Origin of the sequence: Micromonospora sp. NPDC048986 (genome assembly GCF_040649335.1) — a bacterium.
GTDB lineage: Bacteria > Actinomycetota > Actinomycetes > Mycobacteriales > Micromonosporaceae > Micromonospora > Micromonospora alfalfae.
Window position 1 is genome coordinate 67,968 of record NZ_JBEZFJ010000014.1, and the last position, 19,780, is coordinate 87,747.

Consider the following 19,780-nt stretch of genomic DNA (forward strand, 5'->3'; position numbering starts at 1 on the left):
TCAGGGCGTTGCTCCATCCGCCGAGCCAACGCCCAGTACCTTGGTAGCCCGCTAACCTGCGGCGTAGCCGTCGCTCGTCTCCTCCCAGCCGAGAAGTGTGTCGGTGAGAGCCGGGAGCGCCGCAGGGGCGAATTGGAGGAGGCTCTCAAGCAGGTCACGCCAATCGCCCAGGGCGAGCGCGCGGGCCATGAGCCGCCGTCCCTGGGCGGGCTCGACGAACTGCGCCAGCTTCGCCAGGGTGTCGGCGCGCCAGGCGGGAAGCGGGATGCGCTCAGCCAGATCCAGTGCCGCGCCCATCCTGCCCGTCATGGTCGCCGCCTCCGCCAGGTGTTGCAGCCACATGGACCGACCCCACCGATCGGTTGGCATCGACATCTCGGCCCGGTTGGCTAAGACCGCCGCCAGTCCCGGCTCACCCGACCTCGTCGCCGCCTTCACCCGGGCCCCCATCGCCGCCGCTCGCCAGTACGGAGCGGTGATGCCGCGAGCAAGCTCCTCTGCCGCGTCGAAGCAGCGGCTCCAGGCCAGGGCTTCCACCGCGTAGCACGCTACTGATTCTCGGTACTCGGTGCCCGCACAGAGGCGGGCGAGGTCCTGCAGAGAGGCGGCGAGTACGCAGGCGCGGAGCCGGGCCCCGCCGACGGCAGCCGACCGGGCGAAAGAGGCCAGCAGCTGGGCCTGATCTCTCGGCGAACCCGGGAACACGTCAAGCAGCCTCGCGGCCCGGTCGAGCGCGCCGTGCCTGATCGCCGCCTGCGTCAGCGCCGCGCTGGCCTCGGACAGTTCCTCATGGTCCACGAGGCCGAGGATGAAGGCTTCGGCCCTGTCGAACTCCCTCCGGACGGAAAGCGTCTGTACCAGTCGGGCGCTGACATACTTCCTCATCCACAGCGGGGTGACGGTGCGTGCGAGCGCCTCGGCCCGGTCGGTCTGACCCACCAACGCCAGTACACCCACCTGCTCCACCTGCACCTCTGCTCTCCAGTAAGGCGCGGCGGTGGCATCGGCGAGAGCGGCGAGGGCGTCGGCGAGGCGTCCGGTTCTCTCCCCGTTGCCGGCGGCGTCTGTCGCTCTGGCGAGTGCGGCCAGCGCTCGGGCCCTGGGAACGGGCCGGACGTTGTCGCGGCAGACGCGCTCGGCCTCCGTGACGAGCGCAGTTGCCCGACGATGATCCCCACGGCCAAGCGATACCGTCGCCAGCAAGGCCAACGCCTCGGATTGTCCTTCCGGGTCGGTGATCGCAGCAGCCAGGGCCCCGGCGCGTGCGTCCTGGCCCGCCAACGCCGCCGCTCCCGCCGCGGCCACCAACAGCATGCCCTTGTCCTCAACCACCGGGGCGCGGGCCACGGTCTCCATCGACTGGGACAGCACTGCCGCACGTTCCCGGTCGGCGCACGTGGTCAACGCTTCCACCGCCGCCCGGGCCAAGGACCGGCTCGACGCTGAGTCCTGCCAGCATGGATGAGCAGGAACCGCAGCCGCCGCCGCGAGCAGGTCCACCAGCCGTGCGGCGCGTGGCGCGTCGCCCGAAGCGGCCACTGCCTGGGTGAGCGGCTCAATGACCTCCAACAACCACAGGGGAGGTTCGGCCCACCGGCTCAACTCCGCGGCCGCCTCGCGCAGCGCCACGCCGTGTTGGCCGATGCCAGCAGCGGCAGCCACCGCCAGGCTCGCCTCGATTTCGGCCCGCCGTTGGGCGGAACGCACCGTACCGGCGAGGACTCCCAGGTGTCGCAGCGCAATGGTCACACGCTCCGGCTCCTTTGCATCAGCGGCCCACTCGACATCGCTTCGCCACCAGGAATGGGCATTGCGCCGGGCCAACTCTTCGATGGCATCAGCGAGTTCGCCGGCCCGCCTGCGGTTTCCGCTCGCGGCGGCCGCCCGTGCACCCGCCGCCAACACATCGGCCTTTTCGCCATCGGTGGCATCGGCTAGGACGACATCCATGGCGCGCTCCAGAGCAGCGGCGCGGTCGTGATCGCCAGCGGCACCCGCCGCCTCCGCCACGGCGGCCATTCGGCGCGCCCGCCAGCAGGCCGAGTCGAACCCGTCGAGACCTTCGATGGTGTCAGCCAGTTGGGCCGCTCGCGCCCGGTCGCCCCCGAGACCCGCCACCTTGGCGATCTTCCCCAGCGCGACACCCACATGGTCCGGGTCGTCCATTGCGCGGGCCAGTGCCTCGGCACGGTCCGGCTGCCCGGCGGCGGCCCACACAACCGGCAAACTCAATGGATAGGTGTTGCGTTCCAGAAGCCGTCGTCGATGGACGGCGATCAGGGCCGTCGACACCAGGTCGGGCTCCTCGCATGCCAGCACCAGGGCTTCCGCGGCGTCGATCTCGTTGAGCGCCGCGGCGTCCCCTCCGGTCGACTCGCGCATTCGGTCGTGGCGGGCGGAATCGGTGGCGCAGGCGACGGCACGTGGCAGGTCAGCGGTCGCGCGTAGCATCCGGGCATAGCCACGCAGCAGATACTCCGGGGTGGCCAACGGCCAGCCCTGATCGCGGTAGATCTCCGCCCAGGTGTGCAGCCGCTCGCGGTACCTGGACAACCTGTCCAGGCCGAGCATCGTGAGTGCCGTCTTCTGGAGTTCCTCGTGGGCCAGGACGTATACCTCGCGGGCGTCCTCTCCGGGCCCGGCCGTTCGCTGCCTACGGGCGGTGCGGGTGGCAAACGTCCGGCCGGTGACCGCTCGCAGGTGCTGGGCAACCTCCCAGGTGTTGATGCTTGTCAGTTCGGCCAGATCAGACCTGCTCAAGCCGCCCCCTGCCGCGGCCACCAGACCCAGCAGGTCCCGTTCCTCCGATGTGCCGCGCAGCAGCCGCACCAATTCCCGTTCCATGTCGGCCCGGACCGCCGCAGCGTGCGGGGATCCGTCCAGGGGACGAACGATGTCGGGGTCGCGCAGGGGGTGGTGTGCCGGTACGTCCGCCGGTATTGGTGGATGGGGTCTGCCGGCCACTATCACCCGCAGCCCGGCAGGCGGTCGGGCGGGCAGAAGCGCGGCGATACTGTAGGCGTCCGGTCCGGTGGTCACGCCGCGGTCCTCGTCCAGACCGTCGACCAGCAGCACCAGACGCTCGCCCCGCCGCTGACATCGGTGAGCCGCGTCCTCCAACATGCTGAGCAGATGGCCCTCGCGGGTGGCTTCGGTGAGATGGGCCGGTGCCGGCTGCCCCAGCGATGCGGCGAGCTGTTCGGCGACGACCTCCGTGAAGGCCGCACGGTCGCTCTGCCCGGCGAAGCGGGCGGTGATGAAGAAGGGCAGGATCTTCGCCGACTGCGGGGGGTTGAGCGCGAACCAGGACATCAGCGCGGTTTTCCCGGCCCAGGCCGGCGCCTGCCACCACACGTAGGGCCCCCGGTCCGGCGCCGTGCAGAACGCCGCCAGCTCGTCCAGTTCGGCCTGGCGACCGACTAGTTCGGGGGGCGCGATGCGCAGAACCTGCTGCCGGTACCCGCTGCGGGCAGCAGGCGCCGCGTGCACTGCCACGTCACCGTGTACGACGCCGCTGACCGCCACCCCGCCAGTCGCGGCGTGCGCCTGCCCACTGCTGGTGACGGCGGCCAACGGTTGTCGCCATCCGCGCGCCGTCACCAGGGCTCCGTTCGTCCCACGTAGGTGCGTCCTTCCTGGCCGGACCATCCCAGCCCTCCGCGCTCAGCCCTGACGGGCCGAACACGACGTCTCAGTCGGACACCGGTCAGGTCAGTCGAATGCCGCTGGTGGCATCTCCGCCGCCGGTTGCATCGGCCGGGCCGGTGCGTTCCACCTCGACCGTTCCCGGGTCACTTCCCGCTGCGGCGCCCGGAGCGGTGAGACCGGAAACGGCGGTACCTCCGGCTCCAGCCCGTGCGTCACCGGTGTCCGCCACCCGCAGCCCGCGTGAGCGCCGCCTGGGCAGAGCCGCCCAGACGGCGACGCCGAGCGCCGCCACCGCCACGAGCGCCGACACCACCGTGGCCACCTGACTCGCCTTGTCTCCCCGGAGCAGGAGGAATGCCGCGCCCAGGCCGGCTACCGCAAGACAGGTCAGCGCCAGCACGATCCGCCGTGTGTTCATCCCTTCATCATCACGGCAGCCCCCGCACATCGGGAGGACTTAACGGTCCGTCCTGCCGCCTGTACCGCCGCCCTTTGCACCCACGGCACCTGCCGCTTCGCCGCACCGGACCACGCCACCAGCCGAGGGCCCACGCCGACCGAGGAAATCAGCCGACCGACCACGCCATCAGGTGTTCTGGCCGGTGCTTCGCCACCGGCAGCAGGCCCGGCCCGTCAGTCCTCTACGGGCGTTCGGCGGGCACCGACGGGCCAGAGGATCGTGGTCGGGACGCCGTGGTGCCGCGCCCAGTCGATGGTCCGGTCCGTCGACGCGGGGTGATGGCCAGGTTTGCCGTCCCACACCGCCACGAGTCGCTGCACCCGTCGGACCAGCTCCCGGTTGGCAACCACGTAGGCCGCGGTGTCCGAGCGGTCGTAACCGGTGTGGACGACCGCTGCCGCCCGGTCGAGCAGCTCGTCGAAGGCCAGCCGATTCTCCGGCCTGATCACCGCGACCCGGTAGTCGCGGGCCGGCAGGATCACCTCGTAGGTGCCGCCGAGATCGAGGATCGTGCGCGCGAAGACCTGGTCCGCGCCGGACGCCAGGCAGGTCACGCCGTGCACGGGCCGGTCGCTGATCCGGCCCAACTCGACGCGCAGCGCGTCGGCGACGAGCAGTTCGGTGTCGCGGGTCAGGTTGATGTGCCCGGTCACGCCGACGCGGACCGGGCCGAGGTCAGGCGGCATCCCTCGGGCCTCTCCGCTGTGCGGGCACCGGGGGTGTCAGCCGGATCAGCTCGAACCCGCTGTCGGACAGCACGTCGGGCAGCGCCCGGATCTCCTCGCGATTCTGCTCCTGCACGTCGGAGGGCAGCTCCTCCCACGGCCGCAGGGCGGGATGTCGTCGCTGGGCGTCATCACGCGGGTCGCCGTACGTCCAGCCGTCCCCGCGCCGTTCCCGGCACCACCGGTCGTGCTCCAGGCGGGCGAGTTCCTCGAGCCGGTCGTCGATGGCCTGCCTGGCGGCCGAGGCGTCACCGGTGCCACCGTGCCGGGGCGCCACGACGCAACCGAGATCCAGCAGCTTGGCGGCGATGTCCTGCACGTGGGCCCGGTTGGCCCGCCGCAACGACTCGGGTAGCAGGGACCAGTCCACCATCGCCGGGGCGTCGCCGAGTCGTACCCCGGCGCGCTGTTGGGCCTGGAGGTACCGCTCGTGGATCAGCCGGGCCAGCCGCTCGGTGAGGTCCTCGGCGATCAGCCGGGCGTCGCAGGCGTGGGTGAGCACCGGGTAGAGGCGGAGTTTGCCGTGCACCTCGTCGAGCAGGTCGTGACGGGAGTCGCCGTGAAAGGCCGCGGCGAGCGCCGCCTGCCGGTAGACCGGCACGAACACGGCGCTCTCGGCGCCCTGCCACAGGGCGGGCGTGTCCAGCACGAACTGCAGGCCGCTGATCTCGTCCGGTGCGCAGACGTAGATGCGGTCGTAGCGGTCGCGGCCCAGACCGACGACACCGTCGAGATCCAGGTCGTACGCGGTCAGCTGGCAGACGCTGGCCAGGAACGGGTAACGCGACGACGCCAGAGCGATCTCGGTGCCGGCATCCGGTGCCACGACGTCCACCCGCAGGGGTGGCACGGCGTGGCCCCCGGGGGTGTCGGCTCGGGATGCGCGCCAGTGCCGGGCGGTCTCCACCAGGAGTGCCCGGCGGAAGGCGCCGCTGCCCGCGATGAGGATCCTGGTCGGTTGGTCTCCCCCGCTGGGCAGCGGGTGGTGCCGGTGCAGGGCGCGTGCGGCGACGTCGTCGACGTGGAAGTAGTCCAGCCGCAGCCGGCTCGACCCGGCGGCACCGAGTCGTCGGGCCTGCAGGGACAGACACATCTCCGAGTCGTGAACCAGGATGTAGACCCGCGGTGGTTGCCGTCGGTCCTGGATGAGCCGGTTGGCGGTGTTGGCGATCGCGTGGTTTCGGTCGTCGTCCTCGCTGCAGGCGTAGATGGTGTGGGCTCGGGACAGGCCGGCGCCGCGCAACACCTCGGGGCTGGTCGGGTCGCCGACCACGCCGAGGTACCGGCGCCACCGGTACTCCAGCGGCCCGAACGGTTCGGAACGCACCACCACCACACGTTCACCGTCGGCGAAGAGCCGGTCGGCGAGCATGTGCGCGAATTGGGAGTCGCCGCAGACCAGGACGTGACCACGTGCCCGCCGGGCGCGCAGGCGGCGACTCTCGGCGGCCAGCAGCAGCCGGCTGGCCTCGGCCACGGCGAGGAGCGTGAACAGCGGGGCAGCGAACCGGGCCACCTGCAGTTGCCACGGGTACGGGCCGGCGTTCTGGAAGGGTTCGGCGCCGAAGACGAAGAGTTGCAGGTCGTAGTAGAGCACGTCGTACGGATCGTGGGCGACGTCCGGCCGGGCCTGGAGCAGGCGCTCGAAGCCGACATAGCCGAGGACGAGAGCGGCCAGCCCGATCACTCCGAAGAGGACTCGCAGAGTCCAGCCGGCCGGGCGGGACGAGCCGGCGACCGGATCCGTCATGAGCTCATGGTATTTGACGAGGTCGATCGGACCGTGGCTCGACGCGCACCGACGGCTCCGGCTCGATCACGGAAAGTCGTCGGGTCGGGTGTCGGGCAGCGTGGCCAGTAGTTGCCCGGCCAGCCGTCGCACCGCGCCGTCATCCTCCTGATGCGCGAGCCGCACGAGCACCTCCCGGGTCCGGGTGTCAGTGTCGTAGTGACGGGTCAACGCGAGCAGCGCGGTCCGGCGGATCTCCCAGTCATCGTCGTCAGCCAGCCGCAGCAGCAGGTCCCGTACCCCCGTGCGGCCGGCCAGGCTGGCGCCCAACTGCTCCACGGCCCGGCGGCGAACCTCCAGGGCCGGATCGTCGCGGACCAGCCCGACCAGCAGCACCTGAACCTCCGGGTCGGCACCGAAGTGCTCGCCGAGCGCGGCGGCGATGCGGGCGCGGATCGCCGGGTCCTGGTCCGACAGGCGGCGCATGAGCCGCAGCGTCACCGCCATGGACGCCGAGCCCTGCTTGGTCAGACAACGCACTGCCGCATCGAACACGGTCGGGTCGGTGTCGGACTCGACGCATTCCAGCAGCACGTCGGTCACCAGTTCCGGGCTCCCGTACGCGCAGAGGGTCTGTACGGCGGCCAACCGGATGCCGACGTAGCTGTCTCGGCGGGCCCGCCGGCACAGTGTCTCCATCAGGCCCGGGGCGTCGCCGTGGCGGGCGAGCGCCTGGGCGGCGGCGCACAGGACGTTCGGGTCGGGGTCCCGACTGACCTGCTCGGCAAGGCACTCGCGCACCTCAAGGTCCGGTGGGTCGGCGAGACGGGCCAGGCTACGGGTGACCCGCAGCCTGACGATCGGGTCCCGCTCCTGGGAGGCGCGGCTGATGAGCAGATCCCGGGTCGCGTGGCCGAACAGCGGTCGCCCGGTGAGCAGGTCGACGGCGGCGAGCCGGACGCTCGCTGTCGGATCGCGTCGAGCGCTCTCCAGCAGCAGTTCCCCGGTGCGGTGGTCGGGGTAGGCCTCGGCCAGCGCGCGCACCGCGGCGAGGCGTACCGTCGCGTCCTCGTCGACGTGAGCCGAGCGGGCCACCACTGTCCACCCGGTGTCGTCGGCGCGGTCCCGGTCGATCAGAGCGGTGACCGCGGCGGCTCGCACGGAGGAGTCCTCGTCCTGCTCGATCTGATCGATCAGCCGGGCCCGGCAGCGCCCCTCCGGGTCGGGTACGAGCGCCAGCCGCTGCACGGCGACCGCGCGGACCCGCGCTGACGTGTCCGAGCAGGCCAGCTTCAGCAACAGCTCGACGCTTTCCGGGCCGGGTCGCTCGCGCAGCAGCTCGGTCAGAATGCAGCGTCGGACCTCGTCCGGGGAATCGCCGGTGACCCGCCGCAACGCCGTGGTCCGTGCGGTCTCGGCGTACTCCGGCAGGACCAGCAGACCCTTCAGCGCGCACTGCACCACACCGGGGTCGGCGTCGGTGGCCAGCAGTCGCTGCATCGTCTCGGGTGCGTCCGGCAGGTCGGCGCACCGCGCGGTGAGGACTCCGGCGGCGGCTCGCCGCACCGCGACGGCGGTGTCTCCGGTGGCCCTGGCCAACACCTGACGGACGTCGTCGGAGAGTTCGGAACGGGTGCCGAGGGACTGCACGGCCAACGCCCGCACCGCGAGGTCGGGGGAGCTGGCGAGGTCGCGCAGCACGTCCACGAGGTCGAGGTCGGTGCCGAAGTGGGCGACCAGTGCGCGTACGGCGGCCTGCCGCACCGCTGTGGAGACCTCGGCGTGCGCCTGGGCGAGCAGGATGTCCCGGCATTGGCGACTGCTGCAACCGGTGGCCTCCAGCCGGCCGGCTGCCTCGGCCAGCCCGGCGACCAGGGTGAGGTGGGCCTGCCGCTCACGGCCCTGCCCCAACTCCCGGACGAGCAGGTCCTCCATCTGCTCCTCGGCGGTGGACAGCACCGCGGCGATCCGGGTGGCGAAGGCAGAGCCGGATCGCCAGCTGGTCCGGACCCCACGGCGGCGGTACCAGTGCAGGAAGATCTCCCGGCCGGGCCAACTCGGGCCGAGCGCCCGGATCGAGGAGAGCAGCTCCTGCTCGGTGAGGTCCACCAGGTTCGGGTCGTCGGCGGAGATGCCATGCTCGACGAGACGCACGACCTGGCGCAGCACGGCGTCGCCCGCGCCAGCCAGTTCGGCGGGCTGCGGCGCCTCGGCCACGCACTGCGCCGCCAGCACCAGGTTCCACGGCGGCCCGGTCAGGTTCAGCGGCGGCCACTGTTGGGTGGCCTCGGTGGCGAGCAGGGTGACCAGCTCGTTGGCGGTCTGGGCGGGCAGGGCGCTGGCGACCAGTCGAAGCACCTCCCGCCACGACGGATCGGCCCAGTGATCGCGAAACAGCGAACGCAGACGATCGATGCCCCACGTCGGGTCGTGCTCGCATCTGTCCACGATCTCTTCGGCACAGAAGAATTCCAGGAACGCGCGGTGCACAAACCCGAACAGTCGCAGTCCGTAACGTTCCAGGATGAAGCTTCGCTGCCGCAATTTGTCGATCATCGAGTAGGCCATGGCGAGCGCCCGCTCATTCTCAAAACCGTAGAACGCGACGAGGTGGTCCCGGAAGATGCGCGCCAATTCGTCGGATTCAATGTAGTTGCCGGCGGGGCCGGACTCGCGGAACTGCATCCAGTACGCCAGGTGACGCAGCAGCCGGCGCTTCGCCTGCAGGTCCAGCGACGGCACGTCGCCGTGGCTTTCGCGCAGTTGCTTGGTCACATCCCACTCGGAGATCAGTACGTCGGTCACGTGCGCGTAGAGCCGACGTCGGTTGCGGGGCAGCGGGTGACCACGGCCGACGATCGCCATGAGCATCAGCAGCAGGGGGTTGCCGGCGATCTCGCGCATCGCCCGGGAACTGCCCACCACGTCGAGGATCTGCCGCCGCTGCCGCTCTGCCTCCGCGGCCGGCGTGGGCATCACGTAGCGGTACCAGTTGCCGAGGAACCTCGCGATCTGCTCGTCGTCGAGATCCTCCAGGGTGAAGTGGTCGAAGCCTGCGTTGGCAAAGGTGTGCCGTTGATAGCCGGCCGCCCGCGAGGTGACCACTGTCAACACCCCCGGGTACTCGTTGGCGAACGTGGCGATCTGCGCGGCCACCTCTTCCCGCTGCGCCGGGTCGAACACCTCGTCCAGGCCGTCGAACAGGAACAGTGCCTGGCCGCCCTGGCGCAGGTACGCCTCCAGCACCTCCTGGTCGACGCCGGCCAGCCCCTGCTGGTGGCGGTGGCCGACATAGTCGAGCAGGCCGTCGCACCGGCCGTCCCCGTGATGGGTGGCGTAGGAGCGCAGCTCGATCAGGACGGGCAGGTACCGGTCCAGCGCACTCAGTCGAGGCTCGACGCAGACCTCGGCCAACGTCAGTGCCAGGTACCGCGCGGCTGCGGACTTGCCGGAGCCGGGGTCGCCGAGCAGCACGATCGTGCGCCGGCCCGGGTCGGACACCACGTCGAACAACGACAGCTCGTCCTTGGCCGCGTACTCCTCCCAGAGCCGCTCCACCTCCTCCGGGTTGACCACCCCGGGCAGCCCGCCGACGTCGTCACCCGGTGTGGACCCGGCCCAACGCCACCACGCCAGCGGCATCTCCGGTCGCGCGTCCTCGTGGACGCGGGGCTCCACGAACACCTTGGGCAGCCCGACCGTGAGATAGCCGATGGTGGGACGCGGCGAGACCGCGTCCACCGAGACGGCCTGGTATCTCAGCGACAACTGCTTGTAGTACTGGTTGCGGACGGCCGCCGGCAGGTGGGTGTCCGGGTCGGCGGGCTCGCGGGCCGGGGACCTGCCACTGCGCACGTCGGCCAGCGCGGCGGTCACCTTGGCGGTGAGGTCGTCCACGCCGGAGAAGAAGGCGCAGAGGTGGCGCTCCTTGAGCTCGCGGCGCAGTGCGACGATCTGCTGCCAGTCGGCATCCCGGTCGATCATGTCGACCGGCCAGGGCGTGTCCTCCGCGAGCAGGAAGACCAGACAGGGCTTTCCCGCCGCGAGCGCCTCCCGGTATTCCAACTCGGTGATGGAGGACTCCTGGCCGGGCGGCCGGAACCCGTACCGCCAGGCGAACAGCCCCACGTAGAGGTCGCACCGGCGCACGTCGGCGAGGCAGCGTTCCAACGGCGGCCGGACGTCGGCGCCGTACGCCTCCATGGCCACGTCGTCGATCTCCAGGCGGCGAGCCACTGCGTGCACGGCAGCGCGGTATTCCAGCAGGTCCTTTTGTGTGGCCGAAATGTAGACCTTCATGAACGGCAAACTCCAGGGGGTGGCTGGCGACCGCACCATTGAAAATATCAGTCGCTGTCACGTCCGTCCGACCCGCGAACACTCCGAACGCCCGCCGTACATGGGATTCCCGTCCACCCCGGGCCTATGATGGCCATCAACAGATACGCATCCGGGCGGTCGAATCTCGTACTCGTGGAGTTTCGGTTGTCCGACGCGGACGCGTGTCAGTGCCGGTCGCGAGGGGTGTACGTCAATCAGCATGAGCCGCACACCGCGGAACGAGCGCGGTGGTCGGTGGCAGCGTTGCGGAGGAAGCCATGCTCACTGTCGGTGAGGTGCACACCAGCCTTCTGCAGCACCGCACGGCGCTGGCCCAGGAGCAGAGCGCCGAAGTGCTCAGCCTGATCGAGGGCGAGGCCGTGCTGACCTCCCGGCGTCCATCGCTGTACGCGGTGTCACCCGATGTCCGCACCGGCGTCGACTGCTGGCTCCCGAGCGCCAGAAAGCGCCAGTTACGTGGGGTGGGAGCCGTCGTCACCCGGGCGATCATCACCGGCGGCAGGATCGTGCAGGCCTCCTCGGTCATCCACGTCGTCGCCGGCGAGCGCCGCCAGCCGTGGTCGCACTATCTGGCCAACCCCGGCGTCCTGGAGACGGTCGGCAAGCTGGACGTCGCCGACCTGAGTGCGGGCTTCCTGCACGGCAACGACGCCGACGTGCTGAACCTGGAGGCGATCACCGGGCGGGTGCTCGACGGTGTGCAGATGTCCGACCTGCTGGACCGGCGCCCACCACTGCGCACCGCGCGCACACGGCTGCGCTGGACCGCGCAGACCGACGAGCGCCCGAACCGGGGGGTCTCGGCGGTGGTCACCGTGGACTCGCCCACCCTGCGTACGGTCGAACTCGTGCTCGACCCGCAGGACGTGCCGGCCGCCATGGCCGGGCTCTGCGAAGATCTCGCGTTGCACGACTGGCTGCTGACAGTGCTGTCCTCGCTGGTGGAGTCCGCTGTCACCCGATCGGCCTCCGGGCAGGAGCACGTCGAGCGGCTGCGGCCGGTGCTGGAGCACCTGCTGCACCTGTGGCTGCCCGGCGCGCGGGTGCACCCCCGGCTGCGGCCGATCTGGGACCAGTTGGAGCAGGTACCCGGGTTCAGCCGCCAGTGGAACTCGTCGGTCAACTGGATCCGGGATCAGATCAGCGTCAGCAACATGGCCCTGCTGCGCGACCTGGCCGGCCGGGTGACGATCGACGAGCCGTGCGGGCGCTGAGCACGCTCAGTCGCTGATGAACACGTAGCTCAGCCGGTCGACCAGCTCGCTGGGCAGGTGCAGGCCCTCGCCGCCGGCCCGCTTGGCGACCTGCTGCGCGACCGCCGGCGGCACCGCCACCTGGCCGAGGATGGTCCGTACGGCCAGCTCCACCGGCAGGTACTGGGTGCCCATCAGGGTCAGCGTGCGATACGCGCAGAACGGCGCGGCCGCCGGGTTCAGCTGCACGATCGCCGGCAGTTCGTCCCAGTCCGTCGGCAGCTCGCCGGCGAGCCGGCACGGCTGCGTCATCGTCTCGCCCCGATGCCGTAGCACGCCGAGTCGGGTCATCTGCCAGACCGAGGCGAGCAGGGCGCAGGCCCACACCCGGGCGTCCGGCTCGTCGGACCAGAGCTCGATGTCGACGAAGATGGAGTGCCGGGGATCGCCGGACTGCAACGGCGGAGACCACGGACGTGGCAGCGTCATGGCCGGCGCGTCGACGTGCCCGGGGGACCGCTTACCGTTGGACAGCCAGCCCGACTCGCTCAACGGTGGACGACTCCCGGTGGTGTGCCGAGGTGGTTCCACGACCAGTGTGTCGACCACCAACCGGGCCAGCTCGGCACCGTCGTGCCGGGCGAAACTGGACTCCCGGGCCACGTAGTCCAAGACCAGGCCGTGCTCCGCCGCGGCGCTCTGCACCTGCGGGATCACCTCGCGGGGGGTGCCGAAGCGGTGGAAGTAGTCGTCCAACATGAAGCAGGTGCTGATCCGCGGCTCCCGGTGCGCAGGCAGCCCTCGACGGGCCAGAGCCGGGATAGCGGCCGACCAGTCCGCGATCCGCTCGAACTTGCGCCTCAGCTCCTCACACCCGTCGCCGAAGTCCTCCGCGTAGAAGTGGCCCAGCTCCACGGACAGATGCGAGTACGCCACGCTCTCTGTACGACGCACCGCAGCTGCCTCCTGGAACCTGACATCCATGCCGATCACGCGGTGTCCCATGCCGTCTCGTCGAAAAGCTTCTCCGTCAGGTCAACGAAGGCGTCCACCGTCTTGACGTTGGCAATCTTGGATTGCACGTCGTGATCGGAGATCAGCTGCTCCCGCCACTGCAGCAGAGGATCCAGCGGCACCACGCCGAGCAGCGTCGTCCGCCCGACACCGCGTCGTCGAGCCAGCTCCGACAGCTCCGCGTCGCACTTGCGCAGGAAGGCCTGCTGGGCGAGGCCGAGGTGACCGACCTCCGGGCCACGTGAGTCGATCACCGCCGTACGGATGAAGCGCAGCGACTCCCGTAGCCTGTCCGGCTCGTGGCCGTACTCCTTGCCCATGGCCACGATCCCACCCGCCTCGAAGGCCAGGTCCGCCGCTGCGGTGACGTGCTGGGGAGTCCACCGGTGAAAGACCAACCAGCGCACGGCGACCTTGCGCAGGGTCGAGGTCGCGGTGGCGGCCAGCGCGATCTGACTGGCGTACGACCGGCCGGCGCTGAGGTCCACGAGGGTCAGGTCGAACTCCTCCTCCAGTCTGAGGAAGAGTTCGGCGCAGCGCTTGGCGATGTCGTTTGTGAAGCCGAACTCGCTACCGTTGCGTTGCCCCGGCAGGAGCACCAGCGGACCGGACCCGATGGGCCTCTGCCGCAGGCTGGCACGTTCGGAGGTGCCCCACACGTCCAACTGCTCCGGAGACGGGATCTCCCCGCGCAAGTATCGGTGCAGGCCGCCACCGTTGGGCCCGGCGCCCTCCACGCCATTGACGGCCTGCGGAATCTGGAACGTGATGCCGGCGGTCGGCGAGCCGAAGTCGTAATCCAGGTAGCAGGTGGGGCGACCGGACAACGCGCTGCGGTAGGCGATGTTCGCCGCGGTCACCGACCGACCGGTGCCGCCCTTGTGCGACGTGACGAAGACCAGCATTCAGATCCCCTCGCTGGCCTTCTGCTGCCCGGTGGCGACGTCGTTGAGCAGTAACAGGAGAGTGTTCACCAGAGCGGCCGCCGTGCCGGGACGCTCGTCGACCAGTAGCTGCGCCCGGCCCAGGCTGGCTCTGATGCTGCGCATGCTGCGCTGCATCGCCTCACCGTCGAAGGTGCCGCGCATCAACTCCCGGTCGAACAGGTACTCGGCCTCGTCGATGAGATCCTGCGCGTAGTCGGCCAGCCGGCCGGCTCGTGGGAATGGCCGCTCCCACAGCAGTTGACCGGAGGTGACCAGAGCCTGCACCACCCGCTCGGTCAGGTACCAGGAGGGTGCGTCAGGCTTCGGCGCCAGGCCGGGAAAGGCACCACCGGCGTGGTCCCACAGCCCCTGGTGCCGGCCGTCCGGGATGCGCCGCAGCAGCAGGTGGTCCCACACCTCGTCGGCCAGCTCGAGCAGTTCACTGCGCCGTCGGGCGTTGCTCAGCAGACCGGCGACGGTGGTCGCCCGCTGTAACAGCACCGTGGAGAACTCGTTGACGTTCCAGGTCATGATCGGCTTTGACGTGTCGTCGTTCAGTGTCACCCGCTTGCCTGGCGCGTGCACGAACAGCGCCGGCTCGCCCGGCGACGCCCGGCGGGTGATCCGCGCCCGCTGCGCCAGCTCCACCAGCACCGAGGCGATCCGCCCGAGCTCCTCGTCACCGCCGCGCCCGACGGCGATCAGGCCCTTCACCGCCAGCGACGTGGCCTGGAGGGTGTAGTAGTCGGTCCGGTCACCGTCGGTCGTCCGCCAGGGGATGTCCTCGATGGGCCACCGCCGTCGGTTGCCGAAGGTCGCCACCGTCGCCCAGTACGTCCGGGTGAGCTCCCAGCGCAGTTGCAGCGCCCTAGACAGCCGCTGCTGCTCCTCGTTGAGCAACCCGAGCAGCCGGGTGCGTTCGGAGTTCAGGTCCTCGATGGCGTCCATCGCGATGACCGTGAAGTACAGGTAGGGGGCGTTCTCCGCCGAGCCCTCACGCTGCAGGCCGATCGGCTCGGTGGTCGGGACCTCCTCGGCCCCGGAGATGATCCCCCACGACCAGCCGCACTCGAACAGCATCTCGCTGTTGTCCAGGTCCTCGGTCACCCGACCCGACCCGATGATCACGCTACGCAGGCTCGCCATCGTGTCCCGCAACTGCTCGCGCAGCGCCGCCACCAACTCGCGGCGCGGCAGCTCGTCCTGGTTGACCATGTCGCACAGACGAATGCCGTACTCGTCGGTGGAGGTGAAGACGAAGGTGCTGAAGCTGCGGAGCAGACCGACCATCGCCGCCGTGAGGCGCGCACCCGCCATCGCGTCCAGTTCGTCCAGTTGCGCCAACAGGTCGCGCCGCTGGGTGGAGCCCCGGTAGACCTTGACGAAACCGATCGTCGCCAGCGTGAGTGTGACCGACACCGCGAACGAGTCGACGATGTCCAGGGAACGCTGCTCGTCGGTGAGCTCCGGACCGCCCTCGAGCGGGGTGAGGTAACTGCCCCCGCCGAAGATCGGCGCGCCGGCGTCGTCGGTGTACCGCCGGAAATAGTCGATCATCACGCTGACCAGGCGGCGGGGAATCTCGATCGCGCCGCCGATCGGGCTGAGCGCCTCGATCACCTCTTCGTCGGCGCGGTCCGGGTCGTCCAGTGACAACACGGGGACCTTGGCCGCGGGGAGCAACAGGGTCAGCAGTTGCTCGGCGTCGCTGATCGAGTTGCTACCACTTCGGCTACCCCAGTGCCATTCACCGTTCGCCCAGCAACTGCGAACCGTAGCCCGCCAGATGTCGAGGATCTCCTGGCGCGGCTGCATCCGCATGACCCACCGCCGTCTGTTGTAGTCGTCGACTCGAAGCCTCTGGTATTGCCGTGCCCACGATGGTCCACTATGCCGTTCAGCATCATGGTAGCGGGCCAGTCGAGTGCCACCTGAAAGGCTTCGACGGCCGCGTGTCGGCACTCCGGCCAATCGGGCGCGCTATGCAATGCCACGCCCCCACGCTGCGTCGACAGCATGACGTCGACGCATCCCGCAGGCACGCATCGGCGCTAACCGCGGGTACGGCCGGTGGCCAGCAGCATGCTCAAATACCCGTCGCGCAGCGGCGGCTTGGGCCGCACCTCGTGGACGTCCAGGTCGTACGCGCCCGCCGCGATAGTGGCCACCACGTCGGCGCGCTGCAGTGCCACGGCCGGGAACATCCGCCGACCGACGCTGTACCCGAGGGACCCGAGCATGACCGTCACGGCGAAGGGCGACCCGGGCCGCAGCGCGTCCAGAAACCGACCGATCGCGTGCTCGGCCTCGGCCCGGTCGGCCGAGATGGAGCAGGCCACGAAGAACATCGTGCCGGCGCTCCAGGCGTGCCTCGGCAATGTGAAAACGCTGGCCCGCACCACCCGACCCACCTGCGCCAGGCGCCGGCGCGGGTCCGCCAGCGCGGCGTACGCCGGGTGCTCCACGCACACCTGCCAGTACGGGTCCCAGAGCTCGTCGTAGCTGTCGACCTGCGTGCGCAGCCAGTTCACGTTCGCCGTCGACCATTCACACAGGTCGACGGCCTTTGCGAACGGCAGAAGCGACAGCGCCGGGTACAGGTTCGCTCCCGACCCCACGTCGACGCACCGCGCGTCGGAGAGCTTCGCCTCGGCGAAGAAGTCTCGGATGCGGCAGAGGATCTCCCGATCGTCGGACCGCAGATCCGCGTAGTTGTGCCGGACATATGCGTGCGGGTCGAAGCTGTCCCACTCGACGTCGGAATTGACGGGCCTCGGTGACTGAATCGGCGAGCGTGGCATCGACTCGCCGCAACCGCCCCCAGTCGCCGGGGTCAACGCCATGGACGGGCCTCCATCGGGTCGGCGGATCACATTGGTCGCTGAAGCGGCGCTCAGTGCACTGCCCATTATGTATCGACGGTGGTGTTCGCTCACAAGTGCGGGAACTTCACCACGGGCCGGGAATGACAACGACAGGACACCGGCCGGATGCCGACAACCCGACCAGTTCGCATCCGGTGACCGGCCCCGTCCACGCTCACCCCGGTCCTGGCCGCGCCCGGCGCCTCGGACGGTGGGTTCTGCGTCGTGAGCATCGCCCCGATCATCCCGCTCACCCTGACCAGGGCGGAGGCCACTTCCACCCTGGGACCACAGCCATTCGGTCGATCTCACAACAGGCGTCGACGCGGCACGGGGTTGAGACTTCACTGCCGCTGACGCTGTCACCCCGCCGATGGGATTCGCTGTCGCGGGTGGTCAATGGTATGAATGCAGCGTGTCGTCGTCGCAGAACCCAGACCTGATGGGCACCGTCCGAGCCCTGGTCGAGGACGCGTTACCGGCCCACATGCCGGGCGCACGCGTCGCGGCGGAAAGCGATGAGGTCATCATCGCCATGCCGGGTGGTCGGGCCCGGGTGTCCCTGGATCCGTTGCTCCGTCTCTGCCTGGGCCAGCCCCAGCAGGCGTGGCCCGGGCTGGTGGCCGACTGGGTCGCAGCGATACGCCGGGAGATGCCGGACCAGGTCTCCGCCGACCTTGGGCCGGCCGACCTCGAGCAACTGCGGCTGCGGCTCATCCCGGCGGCCGATACCCCCGAGGCGGACAACTATCTGGCCATGCCGTTTGGTGAGCATTTCACTGCGGTGGTGGTGGTGAACCGGCCCGGCCGTCTGGACCTGCTGACCCTCGCTCAGGCGGCGCGACTGGGCCCCGATCCCGAAGGGCTGGTTCGCACTGCCGTGCGGCAGACCGTGGAGCGTGAACTGGTCTCTCTCGACGTGCGGGATCATGAGCTGCCCACCGGTGGTTCGGTTCGTCTGCTCGCCTCGGACGGCAATCCGTTCGTCACGACCGCCCTCATGTCCGTCAAGCGGTTCCTGCCCGAAGGCGCTGACAACGGCGCGCTGGTCGCGGCGCCGCAGTACAGCGCGGTGATGCTGCATAGCGTGTCGGGCCGCCTGCACGACGCCACGGTGGCGCTGCACCGCTTGGCCAACTCGATGTTCGTGGCGGCCACTGATCCCTGCACCGACCAGATCTTCTGGTGGCACGGCGGGGAATTCCACCCGGTGCGTATCGTGGTGGAGCAGTCCACCGGGACCGTGCAGGTTCGGTTGCCCGAAGTGTTGGCTCCGGTGGTGGAGAGGCTGGACCGCGGTCACTGAGGGGGCCAGGTCCGACCGGAGCGCAACCGTGTCCCTAGGCGAACCGGGTGGTAGGCGAGACCTACGGGGTGAGCATCTTGTCGAGCTTCCGGGCGGCCAGCGCCTGATCCCGGTGTGAGGTCAGGAACTGGAGCGCCGACTCGCGTTCTCCGTCGTGCCATGCCTGGGTGAGTCGTTCGTAGAACGCGGCCTTCTCGGCCAGTTGCCGGGCGCCCTTGCCGGAGATCCCGGCGGCCCGCTCGCGGCACAGCTGGGCGAGTTGTGTCGCGGGCTCGACTGGCGAAGCGGTGCCGTTGACCACCCGCCAACCCGGTAGCTGGTGCCAGTGTGTGCGGCGCTGGCGCGGGTCGTGGGCGAAGTCCCGCTCGGCCACGTCGGCGAGGCGCGCGGGAGGCCAGTCGTCGATTTCTTTCAGGCCGGTATCAAGCACGAACTGCCGGGTCTGGCCGGCTGCCGCATCGGACATCAGGTCCACCGTCGGCGGCGCTGATTGCACCTCGTCCATCCGCACGCCGTAGGTCATGATCCAGCTCGTGAAAGGCGTTACGAGTGGCTGCACGCCGGCGGTGAGCCAGCCCACGGGCCGGGTGGGCGAACCGGAGTATCCGATCCAGGCCAGGGACCAGCCCAGCGGCTCGCGTGCCAGCACGCTGCCGACGCCGACGCCGCGCAGGCGCCACTCCCCCGGCAGCGCGGGGCGCAACTCGGACAGGATCTGCCGCCACCGCCGTGCCTTGTCAGCAGAGGACATACACACCTTCCGCAGCTCGACGCCAGGGCCCGGTCAGTCTACGCTCAGCGGTCGCTGCGTCGGCCGTAGCTCCTCGGGTTTGGCGTGCAGGTCGAGCACTTGTTTCACAGTGTCGGCCCAGCCCGGCGCGATGCCGGTCTTCAGGCCGGTCTTGAGGTCGTAGGCGTGCACGGCTTCCCAGTCGAGCCTGCCGGTGTCGGAGTCCCTGTGCTGCCGCTCGAGGATGACATCCGGACGGAATGCCTGGTCCGCTATCTTCGGCGTCTCGACGCCATCCGAGTCGTAGCCGACCTCGGGGCGTAGCCGGAAGCCCGTCGCAGGATCGATGATGTCTTTCCCCGCGGCGTTGATCGCGTCGGCGAGGTGGCGGTGGGATTCAATGCCCAGCGCCGTGCGTTCCACGATCAGGTCCGCTACGTCCTCGTGCTTGCCGCTCTCCACGAGCTTCTCTCGCTGCCGCTGGTATCCCTCCCGCTGAAGAATCTCGTCCCGGTTCTGGTCGACGTGGTCCCACGCGTCGTCGGCCATCTTCTGGAGTTTGTCGGCGACCGCAGCACGGGCCTTGGTGATCTCCTCCAGGGTCTTCGGGTCGTGCTTGTCCAGCTCCGGGTTGTTCTTCGGGTCGTCGCTCTTCGAGCCGGCGGGCTTGCCGTTCTCGGAGCCCGGTCCGCCCGGGCGGCCACGGTCGATCGCTGCGGCGACGGCCTGGTGGGTCTCGGCGACGGTGGTGGGTCTGCCATGCGGGCCGTCGCCGCGCTGCCGCGGCACACCGCTGTCGCCGCCGTCCTCCCCGCCATCGCTGCCATCACCGGGACGGTCGTGC

At 70.0% G+C, this 19,780-nt stretch carries 13 protein-coding genes; 2 read left to right on the forward strand and 11 right to left on the reverse strand.

Annotated features, from left to right (window positions below):
- Positions 1–51 precede the first annotated feature (51 nt).
- From AB0B94_RS25795 to AB0B94_RS25815, 5 genes are all read right to left on the reverse strand, one after another.
- The gene (locus AB0B94_RS25795; RefSeq protein WP_357285468.1) at positions 52–3,600 is read right to left on the reverse strand and encodes a hypothetical protein; all 3,549 of its coding nucleotides are present in this window, start codon (positions 3,598–3,600) and stop codon (positions 52–54) included.
- 106 nt (positions 3,601–3,706) lie between these two features.
- The gene (locus AB0B94_RS25800; RefSeq protein WP_357285471.1) at positions 3,707–4,066 is read right to left on the reverse strand and encodes a hypothetical protein; all 360 of its coding nucleotides are present in this window, start codon (positions 4,064–4,066) and stop codon (positions 3,707–3,709) included.
- Between the two features lie 215 nt (positions 4,067–4,281).
- Positions 4,282–4,794, reverse strand: a complete 513-nt coding sequence (locus tag AB0B94_RS25805) for a hypothetical protein (protein WP_357285474.1) — start codon at positions 4,792–4,794, stop codon at positions 4,282–4,284.
- Positions 4,784–6,583, reverse strand: a complete 1,800-nt coding sequence (locus AB0B94_RS25810; RefSeq protein WP_357285477.1) for a RyR domain-containing protein — start codon at positions 6,581–6,583, stop codon at positions 4,784–4,786. The genes AB0B94_RS25805 and AB0B94_RS25810 overlap by 11 nt, the downstream gene beginning before the upstream one ends.
- Positions 6,584–6,649: 66 nt before the next feature.
- Complete coding sequence (locus AB0B94_RS25815; RefSeq protein WP_357285481.1) at positions 6,650–10,861, reverse strand: HEAT repeat domain-containing protein; 4,212 nt, start codon at positions 10,859–10,861, stop codon at positions 6,650–6,652.
- 299 nt (positions 10,862–11,160) lie between these two features.
- Between AB0B94_RS25815 and AB0B94_RS25820 the strand changes: the two genes are divergently transcribed.
- Positions 11,161–12,117 carry an SCO2521 family protein gene (locus AB0B94_RS25820; RefSeq protein ID WP_357285484.1) on the forward strand — a complete coding sequence of 319 codons (957 nt, stop codon included), beginning with the start codon at positions 11,161–11,163 and terminating at the stop codon, positions 12,115–12,117.
- Between the two features lie 6 nt (positions 12,118–12,123).
- Here the strand turns inward: AB0B94_RS25820 and AB0B94_RS25825 are convergent, their stop codons facing one another.
- The 4 genes from AB0B94_RS25825 to AB0B94_RS25840 all read right to left on the reverse strand — a co-directional run bounded on the left by AB0B94_RS25825 (position 12,124) and on the right by AB0B94_RS25840 (position 16,837).
- Entirely contained in the window at positions 12,124–13,101 is a 978-nt protein-coding gene (locus AB0B94_RS25825) for an SCO2522 family protein (RefSeq protein WP_274525405.1), read from the reverse strand.
- Positions 13,086–14,015, reverse strand: coding sequence for an SCO2523 family variant P-loop protein (locus AB0B94_RS25830; RefSeq protein ID WP_203120842.1), 930 nt, complete (start codon positions 14,013–14,015; stop codon positions 13,086–13,088). Before AB0B94_RS25830 ends, AB0B94_RS25825 begins: the two co-directional genes overlap by 16 nt.
- Positions 14,016–15,857, reverse strand: a complete 1,842-nt coding sequence (locus tag AB0B94_RS25835; RefSeq protein WP_357285490.1) for an SCO2524 family protein — start codon at positions 15,855–15,857, stop codon at positions 14,016–14,018. It abuts the gene before it with no gap.
- A gap of 230 nt (positions 15,858–16,087) precedes the next feature.
- The gene (locus tag AB0B94_RS25840) at positions 16,088–16,837 is read right to left on the reverse strand and encodes an SCO2525 family SAM-dependent methyltransferase (RefSeq protein ID WP_357285494.1); all 750 of its coding nucleotides are present in this window, start codon (positions 16,835–16,837) and stop codon (positions 16,088–16,090) included.
- A gap of 478 nt (positions 16,838–17,315) precedes the next feature.
- On the opposite strand from AB0B94_RS25840, the gene AB0B94_RS25845 reads away from it, so the two are divergent.
- On the forward strand, positions 17,316–18,206 hold the full coding sequence (locus tag AB0B94_RS25845) for a hypothetical protein (RefSeq protein WP_357285497.1): 891 nt from the start codon (positions 17,316–17,318) through the stop codon (positions 18,204–18,206).
- A gap of 61 nt (positions 18,207–18,267) precedes the next feature.
- Here AB0B94_RS25845 and AB0B94_RS25850 read toward each other — a convergent pair whose 3' ends face one another.
- Both AB0B94_RS25850 and AB0B94_RS25855 read right to left on the reverse strand, forming a co-directional pair.
- Positions 18,268–18,957 (reverse strand): hypothetical protein, encoded by a 690-nt coding sequence (locus AB0B94_RS25850; protein ID WP_357285500.1) that lies wholly within the window; start codon positions 18,955–18,957, stop codon positions 18,268–18,270.
- A gap of 33 nt (positions 18,958–18,990) precedes the next feature.
- Complete coding sequence (locus AB0B94_RS25855; protein ID WP_357285504.1) at positions 18,991–19,725, reverse strand: hypothetical protein; 735 nt, start codon at positions 19,723–19,725, stop codon at positions 18,991–18,993.
- Positions 19,726–19,780 lie beyond the last annotated feature (55 nt).

Coding starts and splice junctions, on each gene's coding strand:
- AB0B94_RS25815 (WP_357285481.1), bottom strand. CDS start 10,861: ATGAAGGTCTACATTTCGGCCACACAAAAGGACCTGCTGGAATACCGC.
- AB0B94_RS25850 (WP_357285500.1), bottom strand. CDS start 18,957: ATGTCCTCTGCTGACAAGGCACGGCGGTGGCGGCAGATCCTGTCCGAG.
- AB0B94_RS25840 (WP_357285494.1), bottom strand. CDS start 16,837: ATGCCACGCTCGCCGATTCAGTCACCGAGGCCCGTCAATTCCGACGTC.
- AB0B94_RS25805 (WP_357285474.1), bottom strand. CDS start 4,794: ATGCCGCCTGACCTCGGCCCGGTCCGCGTCGGCGTGACCGGGCACATC.
- AB0B94_RS25810 (WP_357285477.1), bottom strand. CDS start 6,583: ATGACGGATCCGGTCGCCGGCTCGTCCCGCCCGGCCGGCTGGACTCTG.
- AB0B94_RS25830 (WP_203120842.1), bottom strand. CDS start 14,015: ATGCTGGTCTTCGTCACGTCGCACAAGGGCGGCACCGGTCGGTCGGTG.
- AB0B94_RS25835 (WP_357285490.1), bottom strand. CDS start 15,857: ATGCGGATGCAGCCGCGCCAGGAGATCCTCGACATCTGGCGGGCTACG.
- AB0B94_RS25825 (WP_274525405.1), bottom strand. CDS start 13,101: ATGGGACACCGCGTGATCGGCATGGATGTCAGGTTCCAGGAGGCAGCT.
- AB0B94_RS25820 (WP_357285484.1), top strand. CDS start 11,161: ATGCTCACTGTCGGTGAGGTGCACACCAGCCTTCTGCAGCACCGCACG.
- AB0B94_RS25800 (WP_357285471.1), bottom strand. CDS start 4,066: ATGAACACACGGCGGATCGTGCTGGCGCTGACCTGTCTTGCGGTAGCC.